This window comes from Streptomyces sp. NPDC104371 (assembly GCF_055583785.1).
In genome coordinates, this window is record NZ_JBVJNF010000007.1 from 29,687 (window position 1) to 52,936 (window position 23,250).

Genomic DNA, 23,250 nt, shown 5'->3' on the forward strand with positions numbered 1-23,250 from the left:
CGCCGCTCACGTACTAGACAGGTGCCATGCATATCCGGGTGAGGCGCACGGGCGGGTTCGCGGGCATCGAACGACAAGGCGAGGTGGAGACCTCGCGGCGGGCCGACGCCGAGGAGTGGCACGCCCTGGCCGAGCGGGCGCTCGCCGCGGGCCGGGGCGCGCCGCCGACCGGCGTGCCCGACGGGTTCCGCTACGAGATCACCGTGGACGGCACGACCGTGTACTGCGCGGACCCCCGGCTCACCGAGGAGCAGCGGGCCCTGGTCGCACGCGTCCTGTCGGAAGGGGCCTGACGGAACCGTGCGCCGTCACGGCCTCTCTTCCGTGCACCCTCCTTCCGTGCACCCTCCGGCGGTCCGCGCCCCTCCGTCACCCGCGGGTCACCGAACGTGGGCTCGGGCGGGCCCGGCGAGCGGCGCCGGCGAGCGACCGGACAGGCGTCCGAAGTGTCGGACAGGTGCCCGTAGGAAATGCCTACAGCTCTGTGAGTACCGCGTCGTACTCTTGGAACCGCGAGGCCGCCCGCGGTCGCGCGGCCCTACGGAGGAGGAATCGCAGGCCTACAGAGCCGGCCCATGACTCAGACACCCACAGCGCACAGCCCCGCGCAGGGACAGGCCCGAGCGCATTTCACCGTCCCCGCACAGCACCCCATGGTCACCGTTCTGGGATCCGGGGACTCTCTCCTGCGCGTGATCGAGAAGGCCTTCCCGGCGGTCGACATCCATGTCCGGGGCAACGAGATCAGCGCGGTCGGCGACGCCGGTGAAGTCGCCCTGGTCCAGCGCCTGTTCGACGAGATGATGCTGGTGCTCCGCACCGGACAGCCGATGACGGAGGACGCAGTGGAACGCTCGATCGCCATGCTCAGGGCCAGCGCGGACGGCAAGGGCCCGGAGGAGACCCCGGCCGAGGTGCTCACCCAGAACATCCTGTCCTCGCGTGGCCGCACGATCCGCCCCAAGACGCTCAACCAGAAGCGGTACGTGGACGCGATCGACAAGCACACGATCGTCTTCGGCATCGGCCCGGCGGGCACCGGCAAGACCTATCTCGCCATGGCCAAGGCCGTGCAGGCCCTCCAGTCCAAGCAGGTCAACCGCATCATCCTGACCCGCCCCGCCGTCGAGGCGGGCGAACGCCTCGGCTTCCTGCCGGGCACGCTGTACGAGAAGATCGACCCGTATCTGCGCCCGCTGTACGACGCGCTGCACGACATGCTCGACCCCGACTCGATCCCGCGGCTCATGGCGGCGGGGACGATCGAGGTGGCGCCGCTCGCGTACATGCGCGGCCGGACGCTCAACGACGCCTTCATCATCCTCGACGAGGCGCAGAACACGAGCCCGGAGCAGATGAAGATGTTCCTCACCCGGCTCGGCTTCGACTCGAAGATAGTCATCACGGGCGATGTGACCCAGGTGGACCTGCCGAACGGCACCAAGAGCGGGCTGCGGCAGGTCCAGGAGATCCTGGAAGGCGTCGAGGACGTCCACTTCTCCCGGCTGACGTCCCACGACGTCGTACGGCACAAGCTCGTCGGCCGTATCGTCGACGCGTACGAGCAGTACGACAGCAAGTACAGCACCGAGAACGGCACGCACAAGCCCCGCGGCAAGGCCGCGCACGGGCACAAGGGGAAGTAGAACAGCACCACCATGTCGATCGACGTCAACAACGAGTCCGGCACCGAGGTCGACGAGCAGGCGATCCTCGACATCGCCCGCTACGCACTCGCGCGGATGCGCATCCACCCGCTCTCCGAGCTCTCGGTGATCGTCGTGGACGCCGACGCCATGACGCAGCTCCATGTCCAGTGGATGGACCTGCCGGGTCCCACGGATGTCATGTCCTTCCCCATGGACGAGCTGCGGCCCCCGGCCAAGGACGACGCCGAGCCGCCGCAGGGGCTGCTCGGTGACATCGTGCTGTGCCCGGAGGTCGCCACGCGCCAGGGCGCCGAGGCACCGACGCGGCACTCCATGGACGAGGAGCTGCAACTGCTCACCGTGCACGGCGTGCTGCATCTGCTCGGCTACGACCACGAGGAGCCCGACGAGAAGGCCGAGATGTTCGGCCTCCAGGCCGCGATCGTGGACGGCTGGCGTGCGGAGAAGGGGCTGACCGGCCCCTCCCCGGCACCGACCGTGTCATGAGCCCGCAGCTCGTCCTCGGCGCCGTCGCCCTGATCGTCGTCGCCTGGCTCGCCGCCTGCGCGGAGGCGGGCCTGGCGCGCGTCTCCAGCTTCCGCGCCGAGGAGGCCGTACGCGGCGGGCGGCGCGGCAGCGGCAAGCTCGCCCAGGTCGCCGCCGACCCGACGCGCTATCTCAACGTGGCGCTGCTGGTCCGGGTCGCCTGCGAGATGGCCGCCGCCGCGCTCGTCACATTCGCCTGCCTGCGGGAGTTCGACAACACCACCGAGGCCCTCCTGGTCGCGATCGCGGTCATGGTCCTCGTGTCCTATGTCGCGGTCGGTGTCTCGCCGCGCACCATCGGCCGCCAGCATCCGCTGACCACGGCGACGGCGGCGGCGTACGTTCTCGTGCCGCTGGCCCGGGTGATGGGCCCGATCCCGTCCTTCCTCATCCTCATCGGCAACGCCCTCACGCCCGGCAAGGGCTTCCGCCGCGGCCCCTTCGCCTCCGAGGCGGAGCTGCGGGCGCTGGTCGACCTCGCGGAGAAGGAGTCCCTGATCGAGGCCGAGGAGCGCCGCATGGTGCACTCGGTGTTCGAGCTGGGCGACACCCTCGTGCGCGAGGTGATGGTGCCGCGGACGGACCTGGTGGTCATCGAGCGCTTCAAGACCATCCGCCAGGCGCTGAGCCTGGCGCTCCGGTCCGGCTTCTCGCGCATCCCCGTCACCGGGGAGAGCGAGGACGACATCGTCGGGATCGTGTACCTGAAGGACCTCGCCCGCAAGACGCACATCAGCCGCGACGCCGAGGCCGAGCTGGTGTCCACGGCGATGCGCCCCGCGACCTTCGTGCCCGACACCAAGAACGCGGGCGACCTGCTGCGCGAGATGCAGAAGGAGCGCAACCACGTCGCCGTCGTCATCGACGAGTACGGCGGCACGGCGGGCATCGTCACCATCGAGGACATCCTCGAGGAGATCGTCGGGGAGATCACCGACGAGTACGACCGCGAGCTGCCGCCGGTGGAGGACCTGGGCGAGGGCCGCTACCGGGTCACGGCCCGTCTCGACATCGGCGACCTCGGCGAGCTGTACGGCCTGGAGTCCTACGACGACGAGGACGTGGAGACGGTCGGCGGCCTCCTCGCGAAGGCCCTGGGCCGGGTCCCGATCGCCGGGGCGACGTCCCTGGTCGAACTCCCGGACGGCCGGGAGCTGCAACTGACCGCGGAGGCATCGGCCGGCCGCCGGAACAAGATCGTCACGGTGCTGGTGGAGCCGGTGGAACCGGTGGAGCCCCTCGGCGACGAGGACAAGCCCGAGTAGCTCCCGCCTACCGGGAGCCGACCGCTCCCGAGGCGGACCGCCCGCCGCGCAGCCCCAGCGCCACCAGCGCCGCCGCCCCCAGCACGATCGCCGCGTCCAGCGCCATGACGGTACGGACGCCGCGCAGCAGGTCGGCGGACGTGGTGGCGAGGGCGCCCAGCAACGGGATACCGAGCGTGGCGCCCACCTGCTGGGTCGAGGTGACCAGACCCGTGGCCAGCCCCTGCTCCTCGTCGGGCACACCCGAGGTGGCGGTGACGCCGTAGGAGATGATCGCGCCCAGGTGGAACACGCCGGCCAGGGAGACCACGGCCGTGGCGAGCCACACCGACCGGCCGTGGGCGTCCAGCCCCGGCAGAGCGGCGATCAGCGCGCCCTGCCCGGTCAGCGAGCCGATCAGCGTGCGGCGGGCGCCGAAGCGGCCGATGACCTTCGAGGCGTACGGGCCCGCCACCACGGACAGTCCGCCCTGGAGGCCGAAGACCAGACCGGTCCCGAAAGCGGAGAGCCGCAGGATCCCCTGGAGATACAGGGTCAGTACGAAGATCACCACCGACATCATCGAGAAGGTGACCAGACCGCCGAGATTGCCGAAGGCGACCGTACGGCGGCGCAGCATCGACAGCGAGATCAGCGGCGCGGCGCTGTGGGACTCGACGCGCACGAACACCGTCAGCAGCAGCACGCCCGCCACCAGGGCCGTGATGACGTCCGTGCGGCCGAAGCCGTGGTCCGCCGCTGTCGACAGGGCGTAGATCAGGGAGAGCAGGCCGCCGGTGACGGTGATCGCGCCGGGCACGTCCAGGCGTGGACGTGTGTGCCGGGGGCCCTCGGGACGGGACGCGGGGAGCAGGCCGGGGGCGAGCGGCAGCACGATCGCCGTGCACAGGGTCAGCAGGCCCATCGTGGAGCGCCAGCCGAGGGTCTGGGTGAGGACGCCGCCCGAGACCATGCCGACCGTGAAGCCCAGTGAGAGCAGCGTGCCGGCGATGCCGAGGGCACGGTCACGGGCCGGGCCCTCGGGAAAGGTGGTGGTCAGCAGTGACATCCCGGTGGGGACGAGGGCGGCGGCCCCCAGGCCCTGGAGCGCCCGGCCCGCGAGGAACGACGTCGGGTCCCAGGCGAACGTCGCGAGCAGCGAGGCCGCGCCGAAGAGGGCCAGACCGGTGAGGAACAGTCTGCGGCGGCCGTAGAGGTCGCCGACGCGGCCGAACAGGAGCAGGAAGCCGCCGGACGGCAGCGCGAACGCGGTGATCGCCCAGGGCAGTGCGGACCGGCTCATGCCCAGGTCCTGGCCGAGCATCGGCAGCGCGACGTTCAGCACGGAGAAGTCGAGCGCGACCATGAACTGGGCGGCGCACAGCACGAACAGGACGAGCTTGTCGCGTCTCGACAGCCGGGGAACAGCGCGCGGTTCCGGTGCGGCGGAGGGCGGGGTGCGGGATTCGATCGCCATGGCCACGAGCCTTGTGCGAGCCGACCGTCCGTGGGGAGTCGCGCCTTATGGTGGTGGCGGCACCACCAGACAGTACGAGGGGGATGGGCACGTGCCCGACAACGCGGCGAAGAGCGAACGGCTGCGGGAGTTGCGGAAGTTCCTCAGGAGCAGACGGGCCCGGATCACCCCGGTGGAGGCCGGGCTGCCCGACGGCGGGGCGCGTCGGCGTACCCCCGGGCTGCGCCGTGAGGAGGTCGCCGTGCTCGCGGGGGTGGGCGCCTCCTGGTACCAGTGGCTGGAGCAGGGGCGGGACATCTCCGTCTCCCCGCAGGTCCTCGACTCCGTGGCGCGCGTGCTGCGGCTGAGCAACGCCGAGCGGCGCCATCTGTACGCCCTCGCCGGGCTGAACCCGCCCGCGCCCGAGCCCGAGCCCGCGGCCGACCACCAGGGCGTCGAGGGCCTGCGGCGGCTGATCGACACCTGGATGCCGTTCCCGGCCCACATCATGGACCGGTACTACAACTGCGTGATGTACAACGAGGCCGCGGGCTGGGTGCTCGGCATGCGGCCCGAGATCACGCAGAACTGCGTCGTCGACTACTTCACCGACCCGATGTACCGCTCCCGCGCGCGGAACTGGGAGCAGAACGCGCACCGGGTGGTCGCCCAGTTCCGCGCGTCGTGCGCGGACCGCCCCGACGACGAGGGGTTCCGTGCGGTGGTGGACCAACTGAGGTCCGCCAGCCAGGAGTTCACCGAGCTGTGGGAGCGGCGGGACATCCAGGACGCCGGGCTGATCCGCAAGGAGCTGGACCACCCGCTGGTGGGCGAGCTGTGCCTGGAGGCGACGGCGCTGAAGGTACCGGCGCGCCCCGACCTGACGATCGTGCTGCACACCCCGCTGCACGAGGCGAACACCGCCGCGAAGCTGGAGTGGCTGGCCTCGCCGGAGGGCAGGCGCGGGGCGATGTACCCCGTCGCGGGATGACGGTCCTACCCCGTCGCGGGATGACGGTCCTACCCCGTCGCGGGATGGCGTCGGCCGCGCTTCGTATGCTCGGCACATGACCGACAGCAACGCGCTCGACCCCGAGGACCGCAAGATCGTCACCCTGGCCCGTTCCGTACGGGCCCGCAACGGCGTGCCGGAGGGCGCGGCCGTACGGGACGAGACGGGCCGTACGTATGTGGCCGGGGCCGTGGCCCTGGACTCCCTGAAGCTGAGCGCGCTGCGGACGGCGGTGGCCATGGCCGTGGCGTCCGGCGCGACGTCGCTGGAGGCGGCGGCCCTGGTGACGGAGGCGGAGGCCGCGTCCGCCGAGGATCTGGCGGCCGTGCGGGACCTCGGCGGCGCCGGGACGCCGGTGCTGGTGGCCGGTCCCGACGGCACGGTCCGGGCGACGGTGGCGGCGGGCTGACACCCGCGCCGCCGAAGGGTTTCGGCAAGATCGTTCCGCCCGGCGGGCGACCGGCGGTGCGGTGGGGCTCCGCGGATCAGGGACAATGGGCGCCATGAGCGTTCGTACCCAGTCATCCGAGCCCACCGAGGCCGTCCACCGGGCAGGCTTCGCCTGTTTCGTGGGCCGCCCCAACGCGGGCAAGTCCACCCTCACGAACGCTCTGGTCGGGCAGAAGGTGGCGATCACCTCCAACCGCCCGCAGACCACGCGGCACACGGTCCGGGGCATCGTGCACCGCCCGGACGCCCAGTTGATCCTCGTGGACACCCCGGGGCTGCACAAGCCGCGCACGCTGCTGGGCGAGCGGCTGAACGACGTGGTCCGTACGACCTGGGCCGAGGTCGACGTGATCGGCTTCTGTCTGCCCGCCGACCAGAAGATCGGCCCCGGTGACCGCTTCATCGCGAAGGAACTCGCGGGGATCAGGAAGACCCCGAAGATCGCGATCGTCACCAAGACGGATCTGGTGGACCCCAAGACCCTGGCCGAGCAGCTCATCGCGATCGACCAGCTCGGCAAGGAGCTGGGCTTCGAGTGGGCGGAGATCGTCCCGGTGTCCGCGGTCGGGGACAAGCAGGTCGAGCTGCTCGCGGAGCTGCTGGTCCCGCTGCTGCCCGAGGGGCCCGCGCTCTACCCCGAGGGCGACCTGACGGACGAGCCGGAGCAGGTCATGGTCGCGGAGCTGATCCGCGAGGCCGCGCTGGAGGGCGTACGCGACGAGCTGCCGCACTCGATCGCGGTGGTCGTGGAGGAGATGCTGCCGCGCGAGGACCGTCCGGCGGACAAGCCGCTCCTCGACATCCACGCGAACGTGTTCATCGAGCGCCCGAGCCAGAAGGGCATCATCATCGGCCCCAAGGGCAAGCGCCTGAAGGAAGTCGGCATGAAGTCCCGCAAGCACATCGAGGCGCTGCTCGGCACCCCGGTCTTCCTCGACCTCCATGTGAAGGTCGCCAAGGACTGGCAGCGCGACCCCAAGCAGCTTCGCCGGCTGGGCTTCTGACCGGACCGTGACCGGCGCGGGTGTGCCCCGCGCCGGTCACGCCGTTCTGCCGAACCCGATGGTCGGCACCGCCCGGCGCCGCGGCCAGGGGTCGACGCACTCCGTCTTCGGCACCAGGCTCTCCAGGAACGCGTACCGGCTGAGCGCCGCGGGCTCCTGGCCCTCGTACGACTGGACCGCGCGCCACCACGCCGCGACCTCGGACCAGCCGGGCGCGGACAGCGACCCGCCGAACTCCTGCACGGAGAGCGCGGCCGTCAGTCCCGCGAAGGCCAGCCGGTCGGCCAGCGGCCACCCGGCCAGGGTGCCGGTCACGAACCCCGCCACGAAGACATCGCCCGCGCCCGTGGGGTCCAGCGCCTCCACGGCGATCGCGGGCTCACTGGCGCTCTCGCCCGTGCGCCGGTCCACGGCGTAGGCGCCCTCCGCGCCGAGGGTGACGACGGCCAGCGGCACATGCTCGGTCAGCGCGTGCGCGGCGGCGCGCGGGCAGCGGGTGCGGGTGTAGCGCATGGCCTCCTCCGCGTTCGGCAGGAACGCCTCGCAGTACTGGAGGTCCTTCAGGCTCGCCAGGTCCCAGGCACCGGTGTCGTCCCAGCCCACGTCGGCGAAGACGCGGGTGCCGCGCCCCGCCGCCTTCGCGATCCAGGGGGCGGGGCGGCCCGGGGTCAGCGAGGCGACGGCGGCCCGCGCGCGGGGCGGGCAGTCGGGCGCGGGCTCCTCGGGCGGCGGCTCGTGGCCGTGCGAGACCATGGTCCGCTCGTCGTCGTAGGCCATGGAGACGGTGACCGGGGAGTGCCAGCCGGGCACGGTCCGCGAGGCGGAGAGATCGATGCCCTCGCCCTGCGCCAAGGCGTCCCAGCAGTACTCGCCGTAGTGGTCGTCGCCGAAGGACGCCGCGAGGGAGGTCCGCAGGCCGAGCCGGGCCAGGGCGGTGGCCATGTTGGCGATGCCCCCCGGGCTCGACCCCATCCCGCGCGCCCAGGACTCGGTCCCGCGCACCGGGGCGGAGTCGAGCCCGGTGAAGATGATGTCGAGGAAGACCGTCCCCGTGAGATACACGTCCCACGCGGGGTCCCCGGGCGCGCGCAGCGCCGCCAACGGGTCGACATGGGCCTGGTGGTGCGGCCCCTCTCCGAAGTACGCGGTCACGGTGGGCTCCTGACACGATACGGATTCAGCCAGTGTGCCCCACATGTACCACCGCGCGGTTACCCGAACTCGTACGCGTCGACCTCGGCGAGGTAGCGGGCGCGGCGCTCCTCGTCGTGGTCCAGGAAGGAGGCGAGGAAGGAGTTGCGGGCCAGCTCGCGCATCCGCTCGGTGCTCAGGCCGAGCGCGTCCCGTACGGCGTGGTAGTTGTCCCCGGCGTATCCGCCGAAGTACGCGGGATCATCGGAGTTGACGGTGCACAGCAGTCCTGCCTCCAGCATCGCGGGCAGCGGGTGCCGGGCGAGGACGTCGACGGCGCGCAGCCGGACGTTGGACAGCGGGCAGAGCGTGAGCGGCACCCGCTCGCGCACCAGCCGCTCGACCAGTGCCGGGTCCTCCATGCAGCGCAGCCCGTGGTCGATGCGCTCGACGCCGAGGACGTCGAGGGCCTCGGTGATGTACTCCGGCGGCCCCTCCTCCCCGGCGTGCGCGACCCGGCGCAGCCCGAGGGCGGCGGCGGCCTCGTACACCTCGCGGAACTTCACCGGGGGATGCCCGACCTCGGCGGAGTCGAGACCGACGCCGACGATCCGGTCGAGATAGGGCTTCGCGGCGTCCAGCGTCCGCAGCGCCGACTCGGCGGACTCGTCGCGCAGGAAGCACATGATGAGCTGTGTGGAGACGCCGTGGTTCGCCTCGCTGCGGCCGAGCGCGCGCCACAGGCCCTCGACCACGGTCCCCATCGGCACGCCCCGGGCGATATGGGCCTGGGGGTCGAAGAAGATCTCGGCGTGCCGTACGCCCTGCGCGGCGGCCCGCTCCAGATACGCGTTCGCGAGGTCCTCGAAGTCCTGCTCGGTCCGCAGCACGGCCATGAGTTCGTAGTACAGGTTCAGGAAGGACTGGAGGTCCTCGAAGGCGTACGCCTTGCGCAGCTCGTCGGTGTCGGCGTAGGGCAGCGCGACGCCGTTGCGCGCGGCGAGCGCGAAGGCCAGCTCGGGTTCGAGGGTGCCTTCGATGTGGAGGTGCAGTTCGGCTTTCGGGAGGGGCATCGGGACATCGTACGGGCTGATCACGGCCACTTCGTTCCCGCCACAGCCCGCCCGTCCGCCTCGCTTCTCCCCCCTCACCGCCGTTTCGGTACGGCCACCCGCATCAGGTCGCGCGCCACGGTCAGCTCCCCCTCGAACCCGGCCTCCCGCGCCTGCCGTTCGAACAGCTCGGGGTCGCCGTAGCGCTGGCTGAAGTGGGTGAGGACGAGATGGCGCACCCCGGCCCTGGCGGCGACCCGTCCGGCCTGCCCGGCGGTCAAGTGCCCGTGATCGGCGGCGAGTCGCGCGTCCTCGTCCAGGAACGTGGACTCGATGACGAGCAGGTCGCAGCCCTCGGCGAGCGCGTGGACGCCGTCGCACAGCCGGGTGTCCATGACGAAGGCGAAGCGCTGGCCGCGCCGTACCTCGCTGACCTCGTCCAGCGCGACCCCGTCGAGGGAGCCCTCCCGCTGGATCCGCCCGATGTCGGGCCCCTTGATGCCGTGCGCGGCGAGCCGCTCGGGCAGCATCCGGCGGCCGTCGGGCTCGACGAGCCGGTAGCCGTAGGACTCGACGGGGTGGGAGAGCCTGCGGGCTTCCAGGGTGTAGCCGGGGGTGACGGCGAGGGGCCCGTCGGCGGTGACGGGCGCCTCGGTCAGCGGGACGGTCTCGCGGTACGCCGTCGCGTACCGCAGCCGCTCGAAGAACAGTTGCCCCGACTGCGGGTAGTGCGCGGTGATCCGGTGGGGCACCTGGTCGAGGTTGATGCGCTGGATGACCCCGGCCAGGCCCAGGCAGTGGTCGCCGTGGAAGTGCGTGACACAGATCCGGTTCAGATCGTGGGCGGCGACCCCGGCGCGGAGCATCTGCCGCTGGGTGCCCTCGCCGGGGTCGAAGAGGATGCCCTCGCCGTCCCAGCGCAGCAGATAGCCGTTGTGGTTGCGGTGCCGGGTGGGGACCTGGCTGGCGGTGCCGAGGATCACCAGTTCACGTACGGACACGACGTCTTGTTCCGCCTATCCGGGCGGCCACTGCAGGCCGCGGCCACCGAGGACATGGGCGTGCGTGTGCCAGACGGTCTGCCCGGCGCCGCTGCCCGTGTTGAAGACGACGCGGTAGCTGTCCAACTGCTCCTGCGCGGCGACCTCGCCCGTCTCCTTCAGCAGGTCGGCGGTGATGGCCGGTTCGGCGGCGGCGAGGGTGGCGATGTCCCGGTAGTGGGCCCGGGGGATGACCAACACATGCGTCGGCGCCTGGGGGTTGATGTCCCGGAAGGCCACGGTGGTCTCGGTCTCCCGGACGACCGTCGCCGGGACCTGCCCGGCCACGACCTTGCAGAACAGGCAGTCGTCCTGCGGCTCTCCCGCCATGTGCGTGCTCCTCACACAGACTTGATCAGTTACGGCATGGTATCGGTCGGACGAGGGACGGGGTACGGGCCGTCACAGCGGCGGCAGTTGCGGGGCCCGCTTCGCCGGGTGCTCCGCCAACTCGGCCAGCGCTGTGCGTACGGCCTCCTCCAGTTGCGCGTCGCGCCCGGCCGCGTGGTCCTGCGGGCGCTGGACGACCTCCACGTCGGGGTCGACCCCGTGGTTCTCCACGCCCCAGCCGTGGCCCTCCAGCCAGAACGCGAACTTCGGCTGGGTCACCAGCGTTCCGTCGACCAGCCGGTACTTGCTGTCGATCCCGATGACACCGCCCCAGGTGCGCGTCCCCACCACCGGTCCGATACCGAGCGTCTTGATGACCGCGTTCACGATGTCGCCGTCCGAGCCGGAGAACTCGTCGGCGACGGCGACGACCGGTCCGCGCGGCGCGTCCTCGGGGTAGCTGACGGGGCGCCTGCCGCGCGGCAGGTCCCATCCCACGATCCGTCGCGCCAGCTTCTCGACGACCAACTGGGAGGTGTGCCCGCCCCGGTTCTCGCGGACGTCCACGACCAGCCCGTCCCGGGCGACCTCGACGCGCAGATCGCGGTGGATCTGGGCCCAGCCGGGGGCCTGCATGTCGGGTACGTGCAGATAGCCGAGCCGCCCGCCGGACCGCTCGTGCACGTACGCCCGCCGGTCCGCGACCCACGCGTGATAGCGGAGCGGCTCCTCGTCGGCGATCGGGACCACGACCGCGTAGCGCGCCTCGCCGCCACCGGCCGGGGAGATCGTCAACTCGACCGGCTTGCCCGCTGTTCCGACCAGCAGCGGTCCGGGGCCGGTCACCGGGTCCACCGGATGCCCGCCGACCGCGAGGATCGCGTCCCCGGGCCGTACGGCGACGCCGGGCGCGGCCAGCGGCGCGTGGGCGTCGGGGTCAGACGTCTCCGAGGGCAGGACCCGGTCGACGCGCCAGGTCCCGTCCTCGTGGCGGGAGATGTCGGCTCCGAGCAGGCCCTGACGGCGGTCGGCGCCCTGCCCGTAGCCGCCCGAGGAGACATACGCGTGGGACGTGCCCAGTTCGCCCTGCACCTCCCAGAGGAGGTCGACCAGGTCGTCATGGGTGGCGATCCGGTCCAGGACCGGCCGGTACCGGTCCAGGACGCCCTGCCAGTCGACGCCGCCCAGGTCGGGCCGCCAGAAGTTGTCCCGCATGAGGCGGCCGGTCTCGTCGTACATCTGCCGCCACTCGGCGGCCGGGTCGACGGTCTGCCGGATCCGCGAGAGGTCGACGGTGATGTTCGCGTCGCTGCTGTCGTCGTTCGGGGCGCTGCGGTCGCTCGGGACGACCTTGAGCTGGCCGCCGGTCCACAGCAGGACGCGCTTGCCGTCGCCGCTGACCTCGAAGCGGTCGGCGTCCGAGGCCAGATGCTCCACGCGCCGCTGGAGCAGGTCGTATCGCTCCAGCTCCGACTTGGGGTCGGGGTCGTCGGGGGTGGCGCGCGAGGCGCCGAGCACGCCCTGCACCGGGTGCCGCAGCCACAGGACGCCGTCCTTCGCGGCCCGCAGCCCGGAGTAGCGCGCCGCCTCGACCGGGAACGGCACGATGCGGTCGGCGAGCCGCTCCAGGTCGATCCGGGTCGTGGGGGCACCCTCGCTGTCGGGCGTCTCGTCCTTCTCGGGCGCTTCGAAGGGGCGGCCGTGCCGCTGCGGTCCGAAGGGGGACGGGGTGGTCGCGGCGAGCGTCATCAGATACGGCCGACAGCCGCCCACGAACGCCAGGTCGAAGACGTGCTCGTCGTAGACCGGGTCGAAGGAGCGCGCCGAGAGGAACGCCAGGTGCTTGCCGTCCAGGGTGAACGCGGGCGCGTAGTCCCGGAAGCGGAGCGGAGTCGCCTCCGTCACCGACAGGTCGGTCAGGTCGGCGAGCTTGAGCTGGCGCAGGGCGCCCGGACCGGCGTGCGACCAGGCGAGCCAGGCCGAGTCCGGCGCGAAGACCAGCCCGGTGGCCTCGCCGTGCTCCCCGCGGTCGACCTCGCGCACCTCGCCGCTGTCCCGCTCGACGAGCAGCACCCGCCCGTCGTGCGCGGCGACCGCGACGCGGCTGCCGTCGGGCGAGACCGTGAGCGTGAGGACCCGCCCGAGCCGCCCGGCCGCGAGCCGCCGCGGCTCCGCGCCGGGGGCCGGGCCCGTGGCGGGCGCGAACTCCAGCGCGTCGTCGCCCTCCGCGTCCGTCACCCACACCACCCACTCCTCGCCGTCCACGCGGAAGGTGTGCGGCAGCCGGGTGCGTACGCCGTGGGTGGCGGCGAGCGCGCGGGCGGGGCCCGAGCGGTGGGTGACCCAGTGGACGGCGCCGCGCACGGCGACCGCGCTGCCGCGCCCGGTGTGGTCGGGCGAGGCGGCCCCGAACCAGCGGGAGGCGCTGACGGGGTACGGCTGCTGGTCGACGCGCTGGCCGCCGAGCCGGACCCGAAGCGTGCGGGGCTCGGCCCCGTCGAGGTCGTCGAGGAGCCGGAGTTCACCGGCCGAGGAGTACACGACGCGGGTGCCGTCGGTGGCGGCGTGCCGGGCGTAGAAGTCGCCGAGCGGGGTGTGGCGGCGCAGGTCCGAGCCGTCGGCCGTCGAGGAGTACAGGGCGCCGACGCCCTCGTGGTCGGAGAGGAAGGCGAGGCGGTCGCCGACCCACATCGGGTACTCGATGTTGCCGTCGAGGTCCTCGTGGAGCCGTACGAACTCCCCGTCGCCCGTGGGGTCGATCCACAGCTTGCCCGCCGTGCCGCCCCGGTAGCGCTTCCAGCGGGCGGCCTCACGGCCCATGGTCGCGGACAGCAGCACCGTGGCCGGTCCGTGGGCGATGTCACCGACGGGGCCGTAGGGCAGGGTGGTCGCGGGGCCGCCGTCGAGCGGCACGGCGCGGGCCCAGGTGCGGCGCAGCGAGGCCTGGCCGGCCGTGCTGAGGGCGAGCACCCGGCCTTCGGGGGTCCAGCCGCGTACCTGGGTCTTCGCGCTGCCCCAGTGGGTCAGGCGGGTGGCGGGGCCGCCGTCGACCGGGGCCGTGTGGACCTCGGGGGCGCCGTCACGGGTGGACGTCCAGGCGACGGTCGCCCCGTCGGGGGATATCCGGGGATGGTCGACGGGCATGTTGTCGGCGCTGACCCGCCAGGCCCGGCCGCCGTCGAGCGGGGCGATCCAGACGTCGTCCTCGGCGGTGAAGGCGACCAACTCGCCGTGCAGGTGCGGGAACCGGAGATACGCGCGCGATGCGGACTGAGTCACCAGGCCACCCTAAGCAGCAACCGCCTTCCCTGACAGGCGATTTCCCCGCTCTTGTCCCCACTCTTGTCCGTACTCCCGCCCTGGCCCCGTCACTTGCCCTGGACCGGCCAGCAACTCGGGTCGCGCTGGCACCAGATGGTCCGGGTCACCGTGACCGTGGGACCGGGCTGTCCGGGGACGGTCGGCTGGTACGAGGCGGGCGGGGTGTACGACGGCGCGCTGGGCGCGTCGCAGTTGCCGAGGCCCTCGACGTGGAACACCTGCTTGCCGCCGACGGTGGCCCTGAGGTCGCCGCGGACGCACCTGCCGTCGACGGCGCGGGTGACCCGGCCCTTGACGGTGATGTCCTTGTCGTCGTCCGTCTTCCCCTTGCAGTCGACGGCGACGACCGTGCTCGTGGACGAGGACGCCTTGCCGGACGTGGCGGAATCGGCCTTGTCGCCGTAGCTGCCGGTGCAGGTCAGCCAGCGCACCTTCACATGCTGCTGTTCCAGCTTCTGGGTCGAGGTCTGGCTGGTCGTGTACGCCACCGCCGTGGAACTCAGGTCGGTGGGCTCGCATGCGACGACTCCGGCCACGGCGACCACGACGATCCCGGTGACCGCCGCGAACCGCCGTCCGGACGGCCGTGGAATCCGCCTCATTGCACGCATAGGGGCAGCCTCCCACTGTCCCGCCCGCGACGGTAGAGCGCATACGGACACACGCGCACCCGCGCGCGCCCCCACCGACCGCCCCCCTGCGCGCCGTCAGTCACGCAGCAGCAGCCACTGCTGAAGCTCCACCAGATTGCCTTCGGGGTCCTTGAGATGGGCGACGCGCATCCGGTCCGTCATGGGGGCCGGGCCGTGCAGGAGCGTGGCGCCCCGGGCGGTGATCCGCGCGCAGTACGCGTCCAGGTCGTCCACGCGCAGGACCACCAGCGAGCGATGGCCGGTCGCCTCGTCGTCCACCTCGCCCAGAACCCGCGCCATCATCGCCCGGTCCTGGAGCGCGATGCCCGCCGAGCCGGTGACGGGACTGAACTTCTCGTACGGCCCGTCCACCGCGCCGGACTGGGGCTTGAGGCCGAGGACATCGGCGTAGAACCGGTAGCAGGCGGCGAAGTCCGTGACCAGCAGCCGCACTTGGGCGAGTTCCATGGTGGTCCCCCTGAGGTCCGTCCGGAGTCACGCGTCGTTCGCCCGAGGGCGGGCAACTCTCGACAGACCCTACTGTCAGGACCAGCGGCCCGTGCGGCCCAGCAGCAGTGCTGCCGCCGCGGTGCCGGCGGTCGACGTGCGCAGGACGCTGCGTCCCAGCCGGAACGGCCTCGCGCCCGCCTCCTCGAACAGCGCCAACTCCTCGGGGGAGACGCCCCCTTCGGGCCCGACGACCAGTACGATCTCGCCCTCGGTGGGGAGTTGTACGGTCGCCAGGGGCTCCTCCCCGCTCTCGTGCAGGACCGCCGCGAAGTCGGCCTGGCCGAGAAGTGCGGCAACCTGCCGGGTGGTCGCCGCGTCCGCGACCTCCGGGAAGCGCACGCGACGGGACTGCTTGCCCGCCTCGCGGGCGGTGGCCCGCCACTTGCCGAGCGCCTTCACCCCGCGCTCGCCCTTCCACTGCGTGATGCACCGCGAGGCCGCCCAGGGGACGATCGCGTCCACGCCCACCTCGGTCATGGTCTCCACGGCCAACTCGCCCCGGTCGCCCTTGGGCAGGGCCTGGACGACGGTGATCCGCGGGGCCGCGGGCGGCTCCTCGCACAGGGACTCCAGGTCCGTGACCACCAGCCGGTCCTTGCCCTCGGCGGCCTTGACCACGCCCTCGATCCACCGCCCGCGCCCGTCGGTGAGGACCACGTCCTCGCCGGGCCGCAGCCGCTTCACCGAGACGGCGTGCCGCCCCTCGGGGCCGTCGAGCACGAACTCCGGCCCGATGCCCTCGACCTGGTCCACGATGAACACGGGAGCGGTCATCGGTTCACCCCTTCCGTCGCCGACTCGGCCCTGGCCGCCTGGAGTTCCGCCGCCAGCACCGCCACCAGTTCCCCGGCGGGCAGTTCGCGGGCCATCCGGTGCCCCTGTCCCGCCCACAGCGCCATGCCCTGCGGGTCGCCCGCCTTGGCGGCGGCCTTGCGCAGCGGCGAGGTGAGGTGGTGGACCTCGGGGTACGCGGCGGGCGCGTACGGGCCGTGCTCGCGCAGGAAGCGGTTGACCAGACCGCGCGCCGGACGCCCGGAGAACGCGCGCGTCAGCTCCGTACGGGTGAACCGGGGGTCGGTCAGCGCCTGCTTGTACGGCGCCGCGGCGCCGGACTCGGGCGTGATCAGGAACGCGGTGCCGAGCTGGGCCGCGCTCGCGCCCGCCGCGAGCACCGCGGCGATCTGGCTGCCGCGCATGAGGCCACCGGCCGCCACGATCGGGATCCGCACGGCCTCGCGGACCTGGGCGAGCAGGGTGAGCAGCCCGAGGCCCGCGCCGTCGTTCTCGGGGTTGTCGCGATGGGTGCCCTGGTGGCCACCGGCCTCGACGCCCTGCACGATCACCGCGTCGGCGCCCGCCTCCTGCACGGCGAGGGCCTCCTCCACGGTGGTCGCGGTGACCAGGGTGAAGGTGCCCGCGCGGCGCAGCGCGTCCAGGGCCTTCGGGGCGGGGGTGCCGAAGTGGAAGGAGACCACCGGCACCGGGTTGTCGAGCAGCACGGCGAGCTTGGCGTCGTAGGCGTCGTCCCGTCCGCAGTCGGGGTCGCCCAGCTCGGTCTCGTACCAGGCGGCCTCGTCGGCGAGTTGATGCGCGTACATCTCGACGGCGGCGCACGACGGCGCGGTGCCGGCCGCGTTGGTGCCCGCGCCCGGCAGCTCGGGCTGCGGCAGGAACAGGTTCACTCCGAAGGGGCGGCCCGTGAGCGCGCGGAGTTGCTTGATCTCCTGGTACATGCCGTCGGCGGTCTTGTACCCGGCGGCGAGGAACCCCAGGCCGCCCGCCTCGGACACGGCGGCGGCGAGCTGGGGGACGGAGACACCGCCCGCCATGGGAGCCTGCACGATCGGATACCGAAGCAGATCGGTCAGCGCGGAGGACATGACCGCATGGTGTCATGCCCCGCTATCAGGTCCGAATCCGGGATCCGCGCGGTATGTGTCGGGGATCGGCGGTACGGGATCGGGGCACCCGGCGGGCGGGCGCCCCCTCCACGTCAGCGCCCGTTGAACGCGTCCTTCAGGCGCGAGAACAGCCCCTGCTGCCCCGGCTGGAACTGTCCCTGCGGCCGTTCCTCGCCGCGCAGCTTGGCCAGTTCGCGCAGCAGTCGCTCCTGCTCGGCGTCCAGCTTGCCCGGGGTCTGCACCTCGACATGGACGATCAGATCGCCCCGGCCGCCGCCGCGCAGATGCGTGACGCCGCGGTCGTGCAGCGGGATCGACTGCCCGGACTGCGTGCCGGGCCGGATGTCGACCTCCTCCATGCCGTCCAGCGTCTCCAGCGGGACCTTCGTACCGAGGGCCGCCGCCGTCATCGGGAGCGTGACCGTGCAGTGCAGGTCGTCGCCGCGGCGCTGGAAGACCGCGTGCGGCAGTTCGTGGACCTCGACGTACAGGTCACCGGCGGGGCCGCCGCCGGGGCCGACCTCGCCCTCGCCCGCGAGCTGGATCCGCGTGCCGTTGTCGACACCGGCCGGGATCTTGACGGTGAGCGTCCTGCGGGAGCGCACCCGTCCGTCGCCCGCGCACTCCGGGCAGGGGGTGGGCACGACCGTGCCGAAGCCCTGGCACTGGGGGCAGGGCCGGGAGGTCATGACCTGGCCCAGGAAGGACCGGGTGACCTGGGAGACCTCGCCGCGGCCACGGCACATGTCACAGGTCTGCGCGGACGTACCGGGCGCGGCACCCTCGCCGCTGCACGTGGTGCAGACGACGGCCGTGTCGACCTGGATGTCCTTGGTCGTGCCGAAGGTGGCCTCGTCGAGATCGATCTCGAGCCGGATCATGGCGTCCTGGCCGCGGCGGGTGCGCGAGCGCGGTCCGCGCTGCGACGCCGTGCCGAAGAACGCGTCCATGATGTCGGAGAAGTTGCCGAAGCCGCCCGCACCGAAGCCGCCCGCGCCGGCACCGCCGGACTGGGACAGCGGATCGCCGCCGAGGTCGTAGACCTGCTTCTTCTGCGGGTCCGAGAGCACCTCGTAGGCGGCGTTGATCTCCTTGAACCGCTCCTGCGTCTTCGGATCGGGATTGACGTCCGGGTGCAGCTCGCGCGCGAGCCGACGGAACGCCTTCTTGATCTCATCCTGCGACGCGTCGCGGCGCACGCCGAGTACGGCGTAGTAGTCCGTGGCCACTTACGACTCCGCCAGGATCTGTCCTACGTACCGTGCCACCGCTCGTACCGCTCCCATCGTTCCCGGGTAATCCATGCGGGTCGGGCCGACCACGCCGAGTTTCGCTACTGCCTCGCCGCCCGAACCGTAGCCCACGGAGACCACGGACGTGGAGTTGAGTCCCTCGTGCGCGTTCTCATGACCGATACGCACCCGCATGGCCGGATCCTTCGCCTCACCCAGCAACTTGAGGAGCACGACCTGCTCCTCCAGCGCCTCCAGAACGGGCCGGATGGTGAGAGGGAAGTCATGTCCGAAGCGGGTGAGATTGGCGGTGCCGCCGATCATGAGCCGTTCCTCGGTCTCCTCCACGAGCGTCTCCAGCAGCGTGGAGAGCACCGTCGTGACCGTACCGCGGTCCTCGGCCTCCTCGAAGGCTTCGGGGAGGTCCTGCACCAGGTGCGGGACGTCCGCGAAACGGCGTCCGGCGACCCGGCTGTTGAGCCGGGCGCGCAGATCCGCGAGGGCGGTCTCGCCGAACGGGGCGGGGCAGTCGATCATGCGCTGCTCGACCCGTCCGGTGTCCGTGATCAGCACGAGCATCACCCGCGCGGGCGCCATGGACAGCAGCTCCACATGCCGCACGGTCGAGCGGGTCAGCGAGGGGTACTGCACGACGGCGACCTGCCGGGTGAGCTGCGCGAGCAGCCGTACCGTGCGCGCGACGACGTCGTCGAGGTCCAGCGAGCACTCCAGGAAGTTCTGGATCGCACGGCGCTCGGGGGCCGTCATCGGCTTGACGCCCGCCAGGCGGTCGACGAAGAGGCGGTAGCCCTTGTCCGTGGGGATGCGTCCGGCGCTGGTGTGCGGCTGGGCGATATAGCCCTCGTCCTCCAGCGCGGCCATGTCGTTGCGGACCGTGGCCGGGGAGACGCCGAGCTTGTGCCGCTCCGTGAGCGCCTTGGAGCCCACCGGCTCCTCGGTGCCGACGTAGTCCTGGACGATGGCGCGCAGCACCTCCAGCCTGCGTTCACTGAGCATCCGCGCACCTCCAGCTCTTCGCCCCGTTGACGTTCCTGGCACTCGGTCCGTGCGAGTGCCAGCATCCCCGGCCCAGTGTACGGCCGTCGGGTACGCCCCCGGCAAGGGTGGGCCCGGCCCTCCTTGCCGACGTGTACCGACCTGTCCGGTGCTGTCCCGCCGGGCCGCGTCTGCCGATAGCGTCGCGGTATGACGGTGTTGTGGGAAGAGTCCGGGTGGGAGGCGCTCGGTCCGCGCGCGGGGCGCGTACGGCTTCCGGTCTGGGACTGCACGGCCGCTCTCGTGGTCGGTGACCGGGGCGCGCTCCTGATCGACCCGGGGTCGAGCACGGCCGAGGGCGCGCGGGTGCGCGCCGACGCGGAGCGGCTGCTCGCTCCCCTGGGCGCGGGGCGGCGTGTGACACATCTCGCCCTCACCCACCCCCACTTCGACCATGTCTTCGGCGCCGCGGCCTGCGCGGACGCGGAGGTGTTCGGGGCGGCGGGCCTCACCGCGCTGCTCGCCCGCGACCGCGAGGAGCTGCGCGCGGACGCGGTACGCCACGGCCTGGCCCCCGGTGAGGCGGCGGAGGCCGCGCAGGCGCTGGTACGTCCGGACCACGAGGTCGCGGGCGAACGGACGTTGGAGCTGGGCGGGGTGGAGGTCCTGCTGGCGAACGTGGGGCCGGGCCACACGGCCCACGACCTGGCCGTCCTCGTCCCCGGGAACCCTCCGGTGGTGTTCTGCGGGGACCTGGTGGAGGAGTCCGGTGAGCCGCAGGCGGGCCCCGACGCGGTGCCCGCGCGCTGGCCCGCGGCCCTGGACCGGCTGCTGGCGCTGGGCGGCGAGGACGCGCGGTACGTTCCGGGGCACGGCGCGGTAGTGGACGCCGGGTTCGTCCGTTCCCAGCGGGACGAACTGGCGGCCCGTTTCGGCGTGTCGTAGCCGGTCGTACGCCCATCACACCGCCGCTTCTCCTATCGTCATCCGAATGCGCGCGTACTCACCCGATCTGACCCCGCCCTGGAAGAAGCCCCGGCCCGCACCGGAGGTCCCCGCGGACCCCGGTCTGGTGGTCGAGGAGCCGCGCACGGGCTTCTGCGGCGCGGTGATCCGCTGCGAGGCGGGCACGGTCACCCTGGAGGACCGCTTCGGCAAGCACCGGGTGTTCCCGCTGGAGCCGCGGGGGTTCCTGCTGGAGGGGCGGGTGGTGACGCTGGTGCGCCCCGCGCAGGCGCCGGCGCGCGCGACCCGTACGGCGTCGGGTTCGGTGGCCGTACCCGGCGCCCGCGCGCGGGTGGCCCGCGCCGGGCGTATCTATGTGGAGGGCCGCCACGACGCGGAACTGGTCGAGCGGGTGTGGGGCGACGACCTGCGCATCGAGGGCGTGGTGGTGGAGTACCTGGAGGGCGTGGACGACCTGCCGTCGATCGTCGAGGCCTTCTCCCCCGGCCCGGACGCCCGCCTCGGCGTCCTGGTGGACCACTTGGTCCCCGGTACCAAGGAGTGGCGCATCGCGCGGTCGGTGACGAGCGAACACGCGCTGGTGGTCGGCCACCCGTACATCGACATCTGGGAGGCGGTGAAGCCCGCGTCCCTGGGCATCGAGGAGTGGCCCCGGATCCCGCACGGCCAGGACTGGAAGACGGGGGTGTGCCGCGCGCTGGACTGGCCGGAGCACACGGGCGCGGCCTGGCAGCGGATCCTGTCGCGGGTACGGTCCTACAAGGACCTGGAACCGGAACTGCTGGGCAGGGTGGAGGAGTTGATCGACTTCGTCACGGCCAGCGGTGAGGCTTGACCGCCTGGTAGGTGCCGAACTCTGAGGTCTCCAGTTCGATGCCCAGCGGTTCCAAGGGCGTCATGTCACCGAACTTGGTGATCCGTTGGCGTCGGTAGTCTGCGGTCTCGCCCTCGCTTGTCGGCTCGGTGAGCAAGACACAGCGGCCCATGATGGGGTCAATGATCAGATACCCGGGTACCTTTGCCGCCGCGTAGATCGAGCGCTTCACCCCGTAGTCGCGGTCGACACTGGTCTTGGAGACGACCTCGACCAACAGGCTGATGACCTCGGAAGGCATCAACCTCCCGTGCTCCGGCCCGGTGCCACGCTCGATGACCACCAGGTCGGGCTGTGGCTCGCTGGTCTGTTGAAGGATCGCGATGTCCTGAGTCTGAAGTCGCCTCCAACGCTGTCGAGGAATCTGGTCTTGTACCGCCTCCACGATGTCGTTGTGGACCACGTCCGGTCCCGCCATCATCACGATTTCCCCCTGGAGGAGCTCGGCCTTGTATCCCTCGGGAACCTCGAGGTTCTCGAAGAATTCCACGACGTCGGTGGTCATCGGTCGGTCCATCACAGCGGTCATCTCCGCAGTCCTCCGGTTTCCGCCACCGTCAATTACGGCAGCAGCGTACGAACCAGGCTAGGGACCGAACCCCCATCCCGCACGGATTCACCCGCCAGAGTGATCAGTCCACCAGGTCCCGTACCACCGCGTCCGCCAGCAGCCTCCCCCGCAGGGTCAGTACCGCCCGGCCCTCTGCGTACGGGCCCTTCTCCAGCAGGCCGTCCGCCAGGGCCCGGCGGGAAGCCGCCAGTCCCGCCTCCCTCAGCAGGGACAGGGGTGCGCCCTCGCGGAGGCGTAGTTCCAGCAGGACGCGTTCCACCCGGCGGTCCTCGGCCGACAGGATCTCGCGGCCGGCGCCGGGTGAGCGGCCCGCCGCGAGGGCCGACGCGTACGCGCCCGGGTGCTTCACGTTCCACCAGCGCACCCCGCCCACATGACTGTGGGCGCCCGGTCCCGCGCCCCACCAGTCGGCGCCGCGCCAGTACAGCTCGTTGTGCAGACAGCGGCCCGCCTCGGAGGTGGCCCAGTTGGAGACCTCGTACCAGTCGAAGCCCGCGCGCGTCAGCACGTCGTCCGCGATCAGGTAGCGGTCCGCGTGGACGTCGTCGTCCGTCATCGGGATCTCGCCCCGGCGGATGCGGCGTGCGAGGCGCGTGCCGTCCTCGACGATCAGGGCGTACGCCGAGATGTGGTCGGGGCCCGCGCCCAGCGCCGCGTCCAGCGAGGCCCGCCAGTCGTCGTCCGACTCCCCCGGTGTGCCGTAGATCAGGTCGAGGTTGACATGCGCGAAGCCCACCGCGCGGGCCTCGGCCACGCAGGCCTCGGGGCGGCCCGGGGTGTGGGTGCGGTCGAGGATCTTCAGCACATGCTGCTTCGCGCTCTGCATGCCGAAGGAGATCCGGTTGAAGCCGCCCTCCCGGAGCGTGGCCAGATACCGCTCGTCCACGGACTCGGGGTTCGCCTCCGTGGTGACCTCCGCGTCGGCCGCGAGGCCGAACTCATCGCGGATCGCCTTCAGCATGCGGACGAGGTCGGCCGCGGCCAGCAGGGTGGGCGTGCCGCCGCCGACGAAGACCGTACGGACCTCGCGGGGGTCGTCGCCGAGCACCTTGCGGGCGAGGCGGACCTCGTCGACGAGGGTCTCGGCGTAGTTGTCGCGGGAGGCGAGCACGCCGCCCGTGCCGCGCAGCTCGGTGGCGGTGTAGGTGTTGAAGTCGCAGTAGCCGCAGCGGGTGGCGCAGTACGGGACGTGCAGATAGAACCCGAGGGGCCGCTCGGCGGCATCGGCAAGGGCCGCTGCGGGCAGCGCGCCGTCGGCGGGGACGGGCTCGCCGTCGGGAAGTGCGGAAGGCATGCCTTCATTGTCCAGCACCCGCGCGGTTGCCCCTCTCCC

The 23,250-nt window shown here is 72.1% G+C and carries 23 protein-coding genes; 9 read left to right on the forward strand and 14 right to left on the reverse strand.

Annotated elements, in window-relative coordinates; genetic code table 11:
• Positions 1-26 precede the first annotated feature (26 nt).
• The 4 genes from ACZ60T_RS21950 (at position 27) to ACZ60T_RS21965 (ending at position 3,460) form a co-directional block, all read left to right on the forward strand.
• The gene (locus ACZ60T_RS21950) at positions 27-293 is read left to right on the forward strand and encodes a protealysin inhibitor emfourin (RefSeq protein WP_365619344.1); all 267 of its coding nucleotides are present in this window, start codon (positions 27-29) and stop codon (positions 291-293) included.
• 282 nt (positions 294-575) lie between these two features.
• Positions 576-1,646 carry a PhoH family protein gene (locus ACZ60T_RS21955; RefSeq protein ID WP_365619341.1) on the forward strand — a complete coding sequence of 357 codons (1,071 nt, stop codon included), beginning with the start codon at positions 576-578 and terminating at the stop codon, positions 1,644-1,646.
• 12 nt (positions 1,647-1,658) lie between these two features.
• The gene (gene ybeY, locus ACZ60T_RS21960; protein WP_365619338.1) at positions 1,659-2,156 is read left to right on the forward strand and encodes an rRNA maturation RNase YbeY; all 498 of its coding nucleotides are present in this window, start codon (positions 1,659-1,661) and stop codon (positions 2,154-2,156) included.
• Positions 2,153-3,460, forward strand: a complete 1,308-nt coding sequence (locus ACZ60T_RS21965) for a hemolysin family protein (protein WP_469667398.1) — start codon at positions 2,153-2,155, stop codon at positions 3,458-3,460. The genes ybeY and ACZ60T_RS21965 overlap by 4 nt, the downstream gene beginning before the upstream one ends.
• Positions 3,461-3,467: 7 nt before the next feature.
• On the opposite strand, the gene ACZ60T_RS21970 is transcribed toward ACZ60T_RS21965, so the two are convergent.
• A complete protein-coding gene (locus ACZ60T_RS21970; RefSeq protein WP_469667399.1) occupies positions 3,468-4,916 on the reverse strand; it encodes an MFS transporter in 1,449 nt (482 codons plus the stop codon).
• Between the two features lie 91 nt (positions 4,917-5,007).
• Here ACZ60T_RS21970 and ACZ60T_RS21975 point away from each other — a divergent pair, with 91 nt between their 5' ends.
• The 3 genes from ACZ60T_RS21975 to era all read left to right on the forward strand — a co-directional run bounded on the left by ACZ60T_RS21975 (position 5,008) and on the right by era (position 7,361).
• Entirely contained in the window at positions 5,008-5,886 is an 879-nt protein-coding gene (locus ACZ60T_RS21975; RefSeq protein WP_469667400.1) for a helix-turn-helix transcriptional regulator, read from the forward strand.
• A gap of 76 nt (positions 5,887-5,962) precedes the next feature.
• Positions 5,963-6,316, forward strand: a complete 354-nt coding sequence (locus ACZ60T_RS21980; RefSeq protein ID WP_365619327.1) for a cytidine deaminase — start codon at positions 5,963-5,965, stop codon at positions 6,314-6,316.
• An 85-nt stretch (positions 6,317-6,401) separates the two neighbouring features.
• Positions 6,402-7,361 (forward strand): GTPase Era, encoded by a 960-nt coding sequence (gene era / locus ACZ60T_RS21985; RefSeq protein ID WP_252421624.1) that lies wholly within the window; start codon positions 6,402-6,404, stop codon positions 7,359-7,361.
• Between the two features lie 36 nt (positions 7,362-7,397).
• On the opposite strand, the gene ACZ60T_RS21990 is transcribed toward era, so the two are convergent.
• The 11 genes from ACZ60T_RS21990 to hrcA form a co-directional block, all read right to left on the reverse strand.
• Positions 7,398-8,558: a carbohydrate kinase family protein gene (locus tag ACZ60T_RS21990; RefSeq protein ID WP_469667401.1), complete on the reverse strand. Its 1,161-nt coding sequence runs from the start codon at positions 8,556-8,558 to the stop codon at positions 7,398-7,400.
• Positions 8,559-8,572: 14 nt separating this feature from the next.
• Positions 8,573-9,565: an adenosine deaminase gene (locus ACZ60T_RS21995; protein ID WP_365619320.1), complete on the reverse strand. Its 993-nt coding sequence runs from the start codon at positions 9,563-9,565 to the stop codon at positions 8,573-8,575.
• A gap of 74 nt (positions 9,566-9,639) precedes the next feature.
• Complete coding sequence (locus ACZ60T_RS22000; RefSeq protein WP_469667403.1) at positions 9,640-10,545, reverse strand: ribonuclease Z; 906 nt, start codon at positions 10,543-10,545, stop codon at positions 9,640-9,642.
• A 15-nt stretch (positions 10,546-10,560) separates the two neighbouring features.
• Complete coding sequence (locus tag ACZ60T_RS22005) at positions 10,561-10,914, reverse strand: histidine triad nucleotide-binding protein (protein WP_365619314.1); 354 nt, start codon at positions 10,912-10,914, stop codon at positions 10,561-10,563.
• Positions 10,915-10,986: 72 nt separating this feature from the next.
• Positions 10,987-14,193, reverse strand: a complete 3,207-nt coding sequence (locus tag ACZ60T_RS22010) for a S41 family peptidase (RefSeq protein WP_469667404.1) — start codon at positions 14,191-14,193, stop codon at positions 10,987-10,989.
• Positions 14,194-14,282: 89 nt separating this feature from the next.
• Entirely contained in the window at positions 14,283-14,846 is a 564-nt protein-coding gene (locus ACZ60T_RS22015) for a hypothetical protein (protein ID WP_365619309.1), read from the reverse strand.
• A 96-nt stretch (positions 14,847-14,942) separates the two neighbouring features.
• Complete coding sequence (locus ACZ60T_RS22020) at positions 14,943-15,335, reverse strand: VOC family protein (RefSeq protein WP_365619306.1); 393 nt, start codon at positions 15,333-15,335, stop codon at positions 14,943-14,945.
• Between the two features lie 75 nt (positions 15,336-15,410).
• The gene (locus tag ACZ60T_RS22025; protein WP_365619303.1) at positions 15,411-16,151 is read right to left on the reverse strand and encodes a 16S rRNA (uracil(1498)-N(3))-methyltransferase; all 741 of its coding nucleotides are present in this window, start codon (positions 16,149-16,151) and stop codon (positions 15,411-15,413) included.
• Complete coding sequence (locus ACZ60T_RS22030; protein ID WP_469667406.1) at positions 16,148-17,257, reverse strand: nitronate monooxygenase; 1,110 nt, start codon at positions 17,255-17,257, stop codon at positions 16,148-16,150. Before ACZ60T_RS22030 ends, ACZ60T_RS22025 begins: the two co-directional genes overlap by 4 nt.
• 113 nt (positions 17,258-17,370) lie before the next feature.
• Positions 17,371-18,507: a molecular chaperone DnaJ gene (gene dnaJ, locus ACZ60T_RS22035; RefSeq protein WP_365619297.1), complete on the reverse strand. Its 1,137-nt coding sequence runs from the start codon at positions 18,505-18,507 to the stop codon at positions 17,371-17,373.
• A complete protein-coding gene (hrcA, locus tag ACZ60T_RS22040) occupies positions 18,508-19,527 on the reverse strand; it encodes a heat-inducible transcriptional repressor HrcA (RefSeq protein ID WP_365619294.1) in 1,020 nt (339 codons plus the stop codon).
• 189 nt (positions 19,528-19,716) lie between these two features.
• On the opposite strand from hrcA, the gene ACZ60T_RS22045 reads away from it, so the two are divergent.
• Together ACZ60T_RS22045 and ACZ60T_RS22050 are read left to right on the forward strand one after the other, a co-directional pair.
• Entirely contained in the window at positions 19,717-20,451 is a 735-nt protein-coding gene (locus ACZ60T_RS22045) for an MBL fold metallo-hydrolase (protein ID WP_469667407.1), read from the forward strand.
• 46 nt (positions 20,452-20,497) lie between these two features.
• The gene (locus ACZ60T_RS22050) at positions 20,498-21,307 is read left to right on the forward strand and encodes a DUF3097 domain-containing protein (RefSeq protein WP_469667408.1); all 810 of its coding nucleotides are present in this window, start codon (positions 20,498-20,500) and stop codon (positions 21,305-21,307) included.
• Here the strand turns inward: ACZ60T_RS22050 and ACZ60T_RS22055 are convergent.
• A complete protein-coding gene (locus ACZ60T_RS22055; protein ID WP_469667409.1) occupies positions 21,285-21,875 on the reverse strand; it encodes a Uma2 family endonuclease in 591 nt (196 codons plus the stop codon). The two genes, ACZ60T_RS22050 and ACZ60T_RS22055, sit on opposite strands and share 23 nt — an antisense overlap.
• Positions 21,876-21,978: 103 nt before the next feature.
• Entirely contained in the window at positions 21,979-23,211 is a 1,233-nt protein-coding gene (hemW, locus tag ACZ60T_RS22060) for a radical SAM family heme chaperone HemW (protein ID WP_469667410.1), read from the reverse strand.
• Positions 23,212-23,250: the final 39 nt, after the last annotated feature.

Excerpts from the sequence above, each read along its gene's own strand:
- ACZ60T_RS21950 (WP_365619344.1), top strand. The coding sequence starts at position 27 with ATGCATATCCGGGTGAGGCGCACGGGCGGGTTCGCGGGCATCGAACGA.
- ACZ60T_RS21955 (WP_365619341.1), top strand. The coding sequence starts at position 576 with ATGACTCAGACACCCACAGCGCACAGCCCCGCGCAGGGACAGGCCCGA.
- ybeY (WP_365619338.1), top strand. The coding sequence starts at position 1,659 with ATGTCGATCGACGTCAACAACGAGTCCGGCACCGAGGTCGACGAGCAG.
- ACZ60T_RS21965 (WP_469667398.1), top strand. The coding sequence starts at position 2,153 with ATGAGCCCGCAGCTCGTCCTCGGCGCCGTCGCCCTGATCGTCGTCGCC.
- ACZ60T_RS21970 (WP_469667399.1), bottom strand. The coding sequence starts at position 4,916 with ATGGCGATCGAATCCCGCACCCCGCCCTCCGCCGCACCGGAACCGCGC.
- ACZ60T_RS21980 (WP_365619327.1), top strand. The coding sequence starts at position 5,963 with ATGACCGACAGCAACGCGCTCGACCCCGAGGACCGCAAGATCGTCACC.
- era (WP_252421624.1), top strand. The coding sequence starts at position 6,402 with ATGGGCGCCATGAGCGTTCGTACCCAGTCATCCGAGCCCACCGAGGCC.
- ACZ60T_RS21990 (WP_469667401.1), bottom strand. The coding sequence starts at position 8,558 with ATGTGGGGCACACTGGCTGAATCCGTATCGTGTCAGGAGCCCACCGTG.
- ACZ60T_RS21995 (WP_365619320.1), bottom strand. The coding sequence starts at position 9,565 with ATGCCCCTCCCGAAAGCCGAACTGCACCTCCACATCGAAGGCACCCTC.
- ACZ60T_RS22005 (WP_365619314.1), bottom strand. The coding sequence starts at position 10,914 with ATGGCGGGAGAGCCGCAGGACGACTGCCTGTTCTGCAAGGTCGTGGCC.
- ACZ60T_RS22015 (WP_365619309.1), bottom strand. The coding sequence starts at position 14,846 with ATGCGTGCAATGAGGCGGATTCCACGGCCGTCCGGACGGCGGTTCGCG.
- ACZ60T_RS22020 (WP_365619306.1), bottom strand. The coding sequence starts at position 15,335 with ATGGAACTCGCCCAAGTGCGGCTGCTGGTCACGGACTTCGCCGCCTGC.
- ACZ60T_RS22025 (WP_365619303.1), bottom strand. The coding sequence starts at position 16,151 with ATGACCGCTCCCGTGTTCATCGTGGACCAGGTCGAGGGCATCGGGCCG.
- ACZ60T_RS22030 (WP_469667406.1), bottom strand. The coding sequence starts at position 17,257 with ATGTCCTCCGCGCTGACCGATCTGCTTCGGTATCCGATCGTGCAGGCT.
- hrcA (WP_365619294.1), bottom strand. The coding sequence starts at position 19,527 with ATGCTCAGTGAACGCAGGCTGGAGGTGCTGCGCGCCATCGTCCAGGAC.
- ACZ60T_RS22045 (WP_469667407.1), top strand. The coding sequence starts at position 19,717 with ATGACGGTGTTGTGGGAAGAGTCCGGGTGGGAGGCGCTCGGTCCGCGC.
- ACZ60T_RS22050 (WP_469667408.1), top strand. The coding sequence starts at position 20,498 with ATGCGCGCGTACTCACCCGATCTGACCCCGCCCTGGAAGAAGCCCCGG.
- ACZ60T_RS22055 (WP_469667409.1), bottom strand. The coding sequence starts at position 21,875 with ATGACCGCTGTGATGGACCGACCGATGACCACCGACGTCGTGGAATTC.
- hemW (WP_469667410.1), bottom strand. The coding sequence starts at position 23,211 with ATGCCTTCCGCACTTCCCGACGGCGAGCCCGTCCCCGCCGACGGCGCG.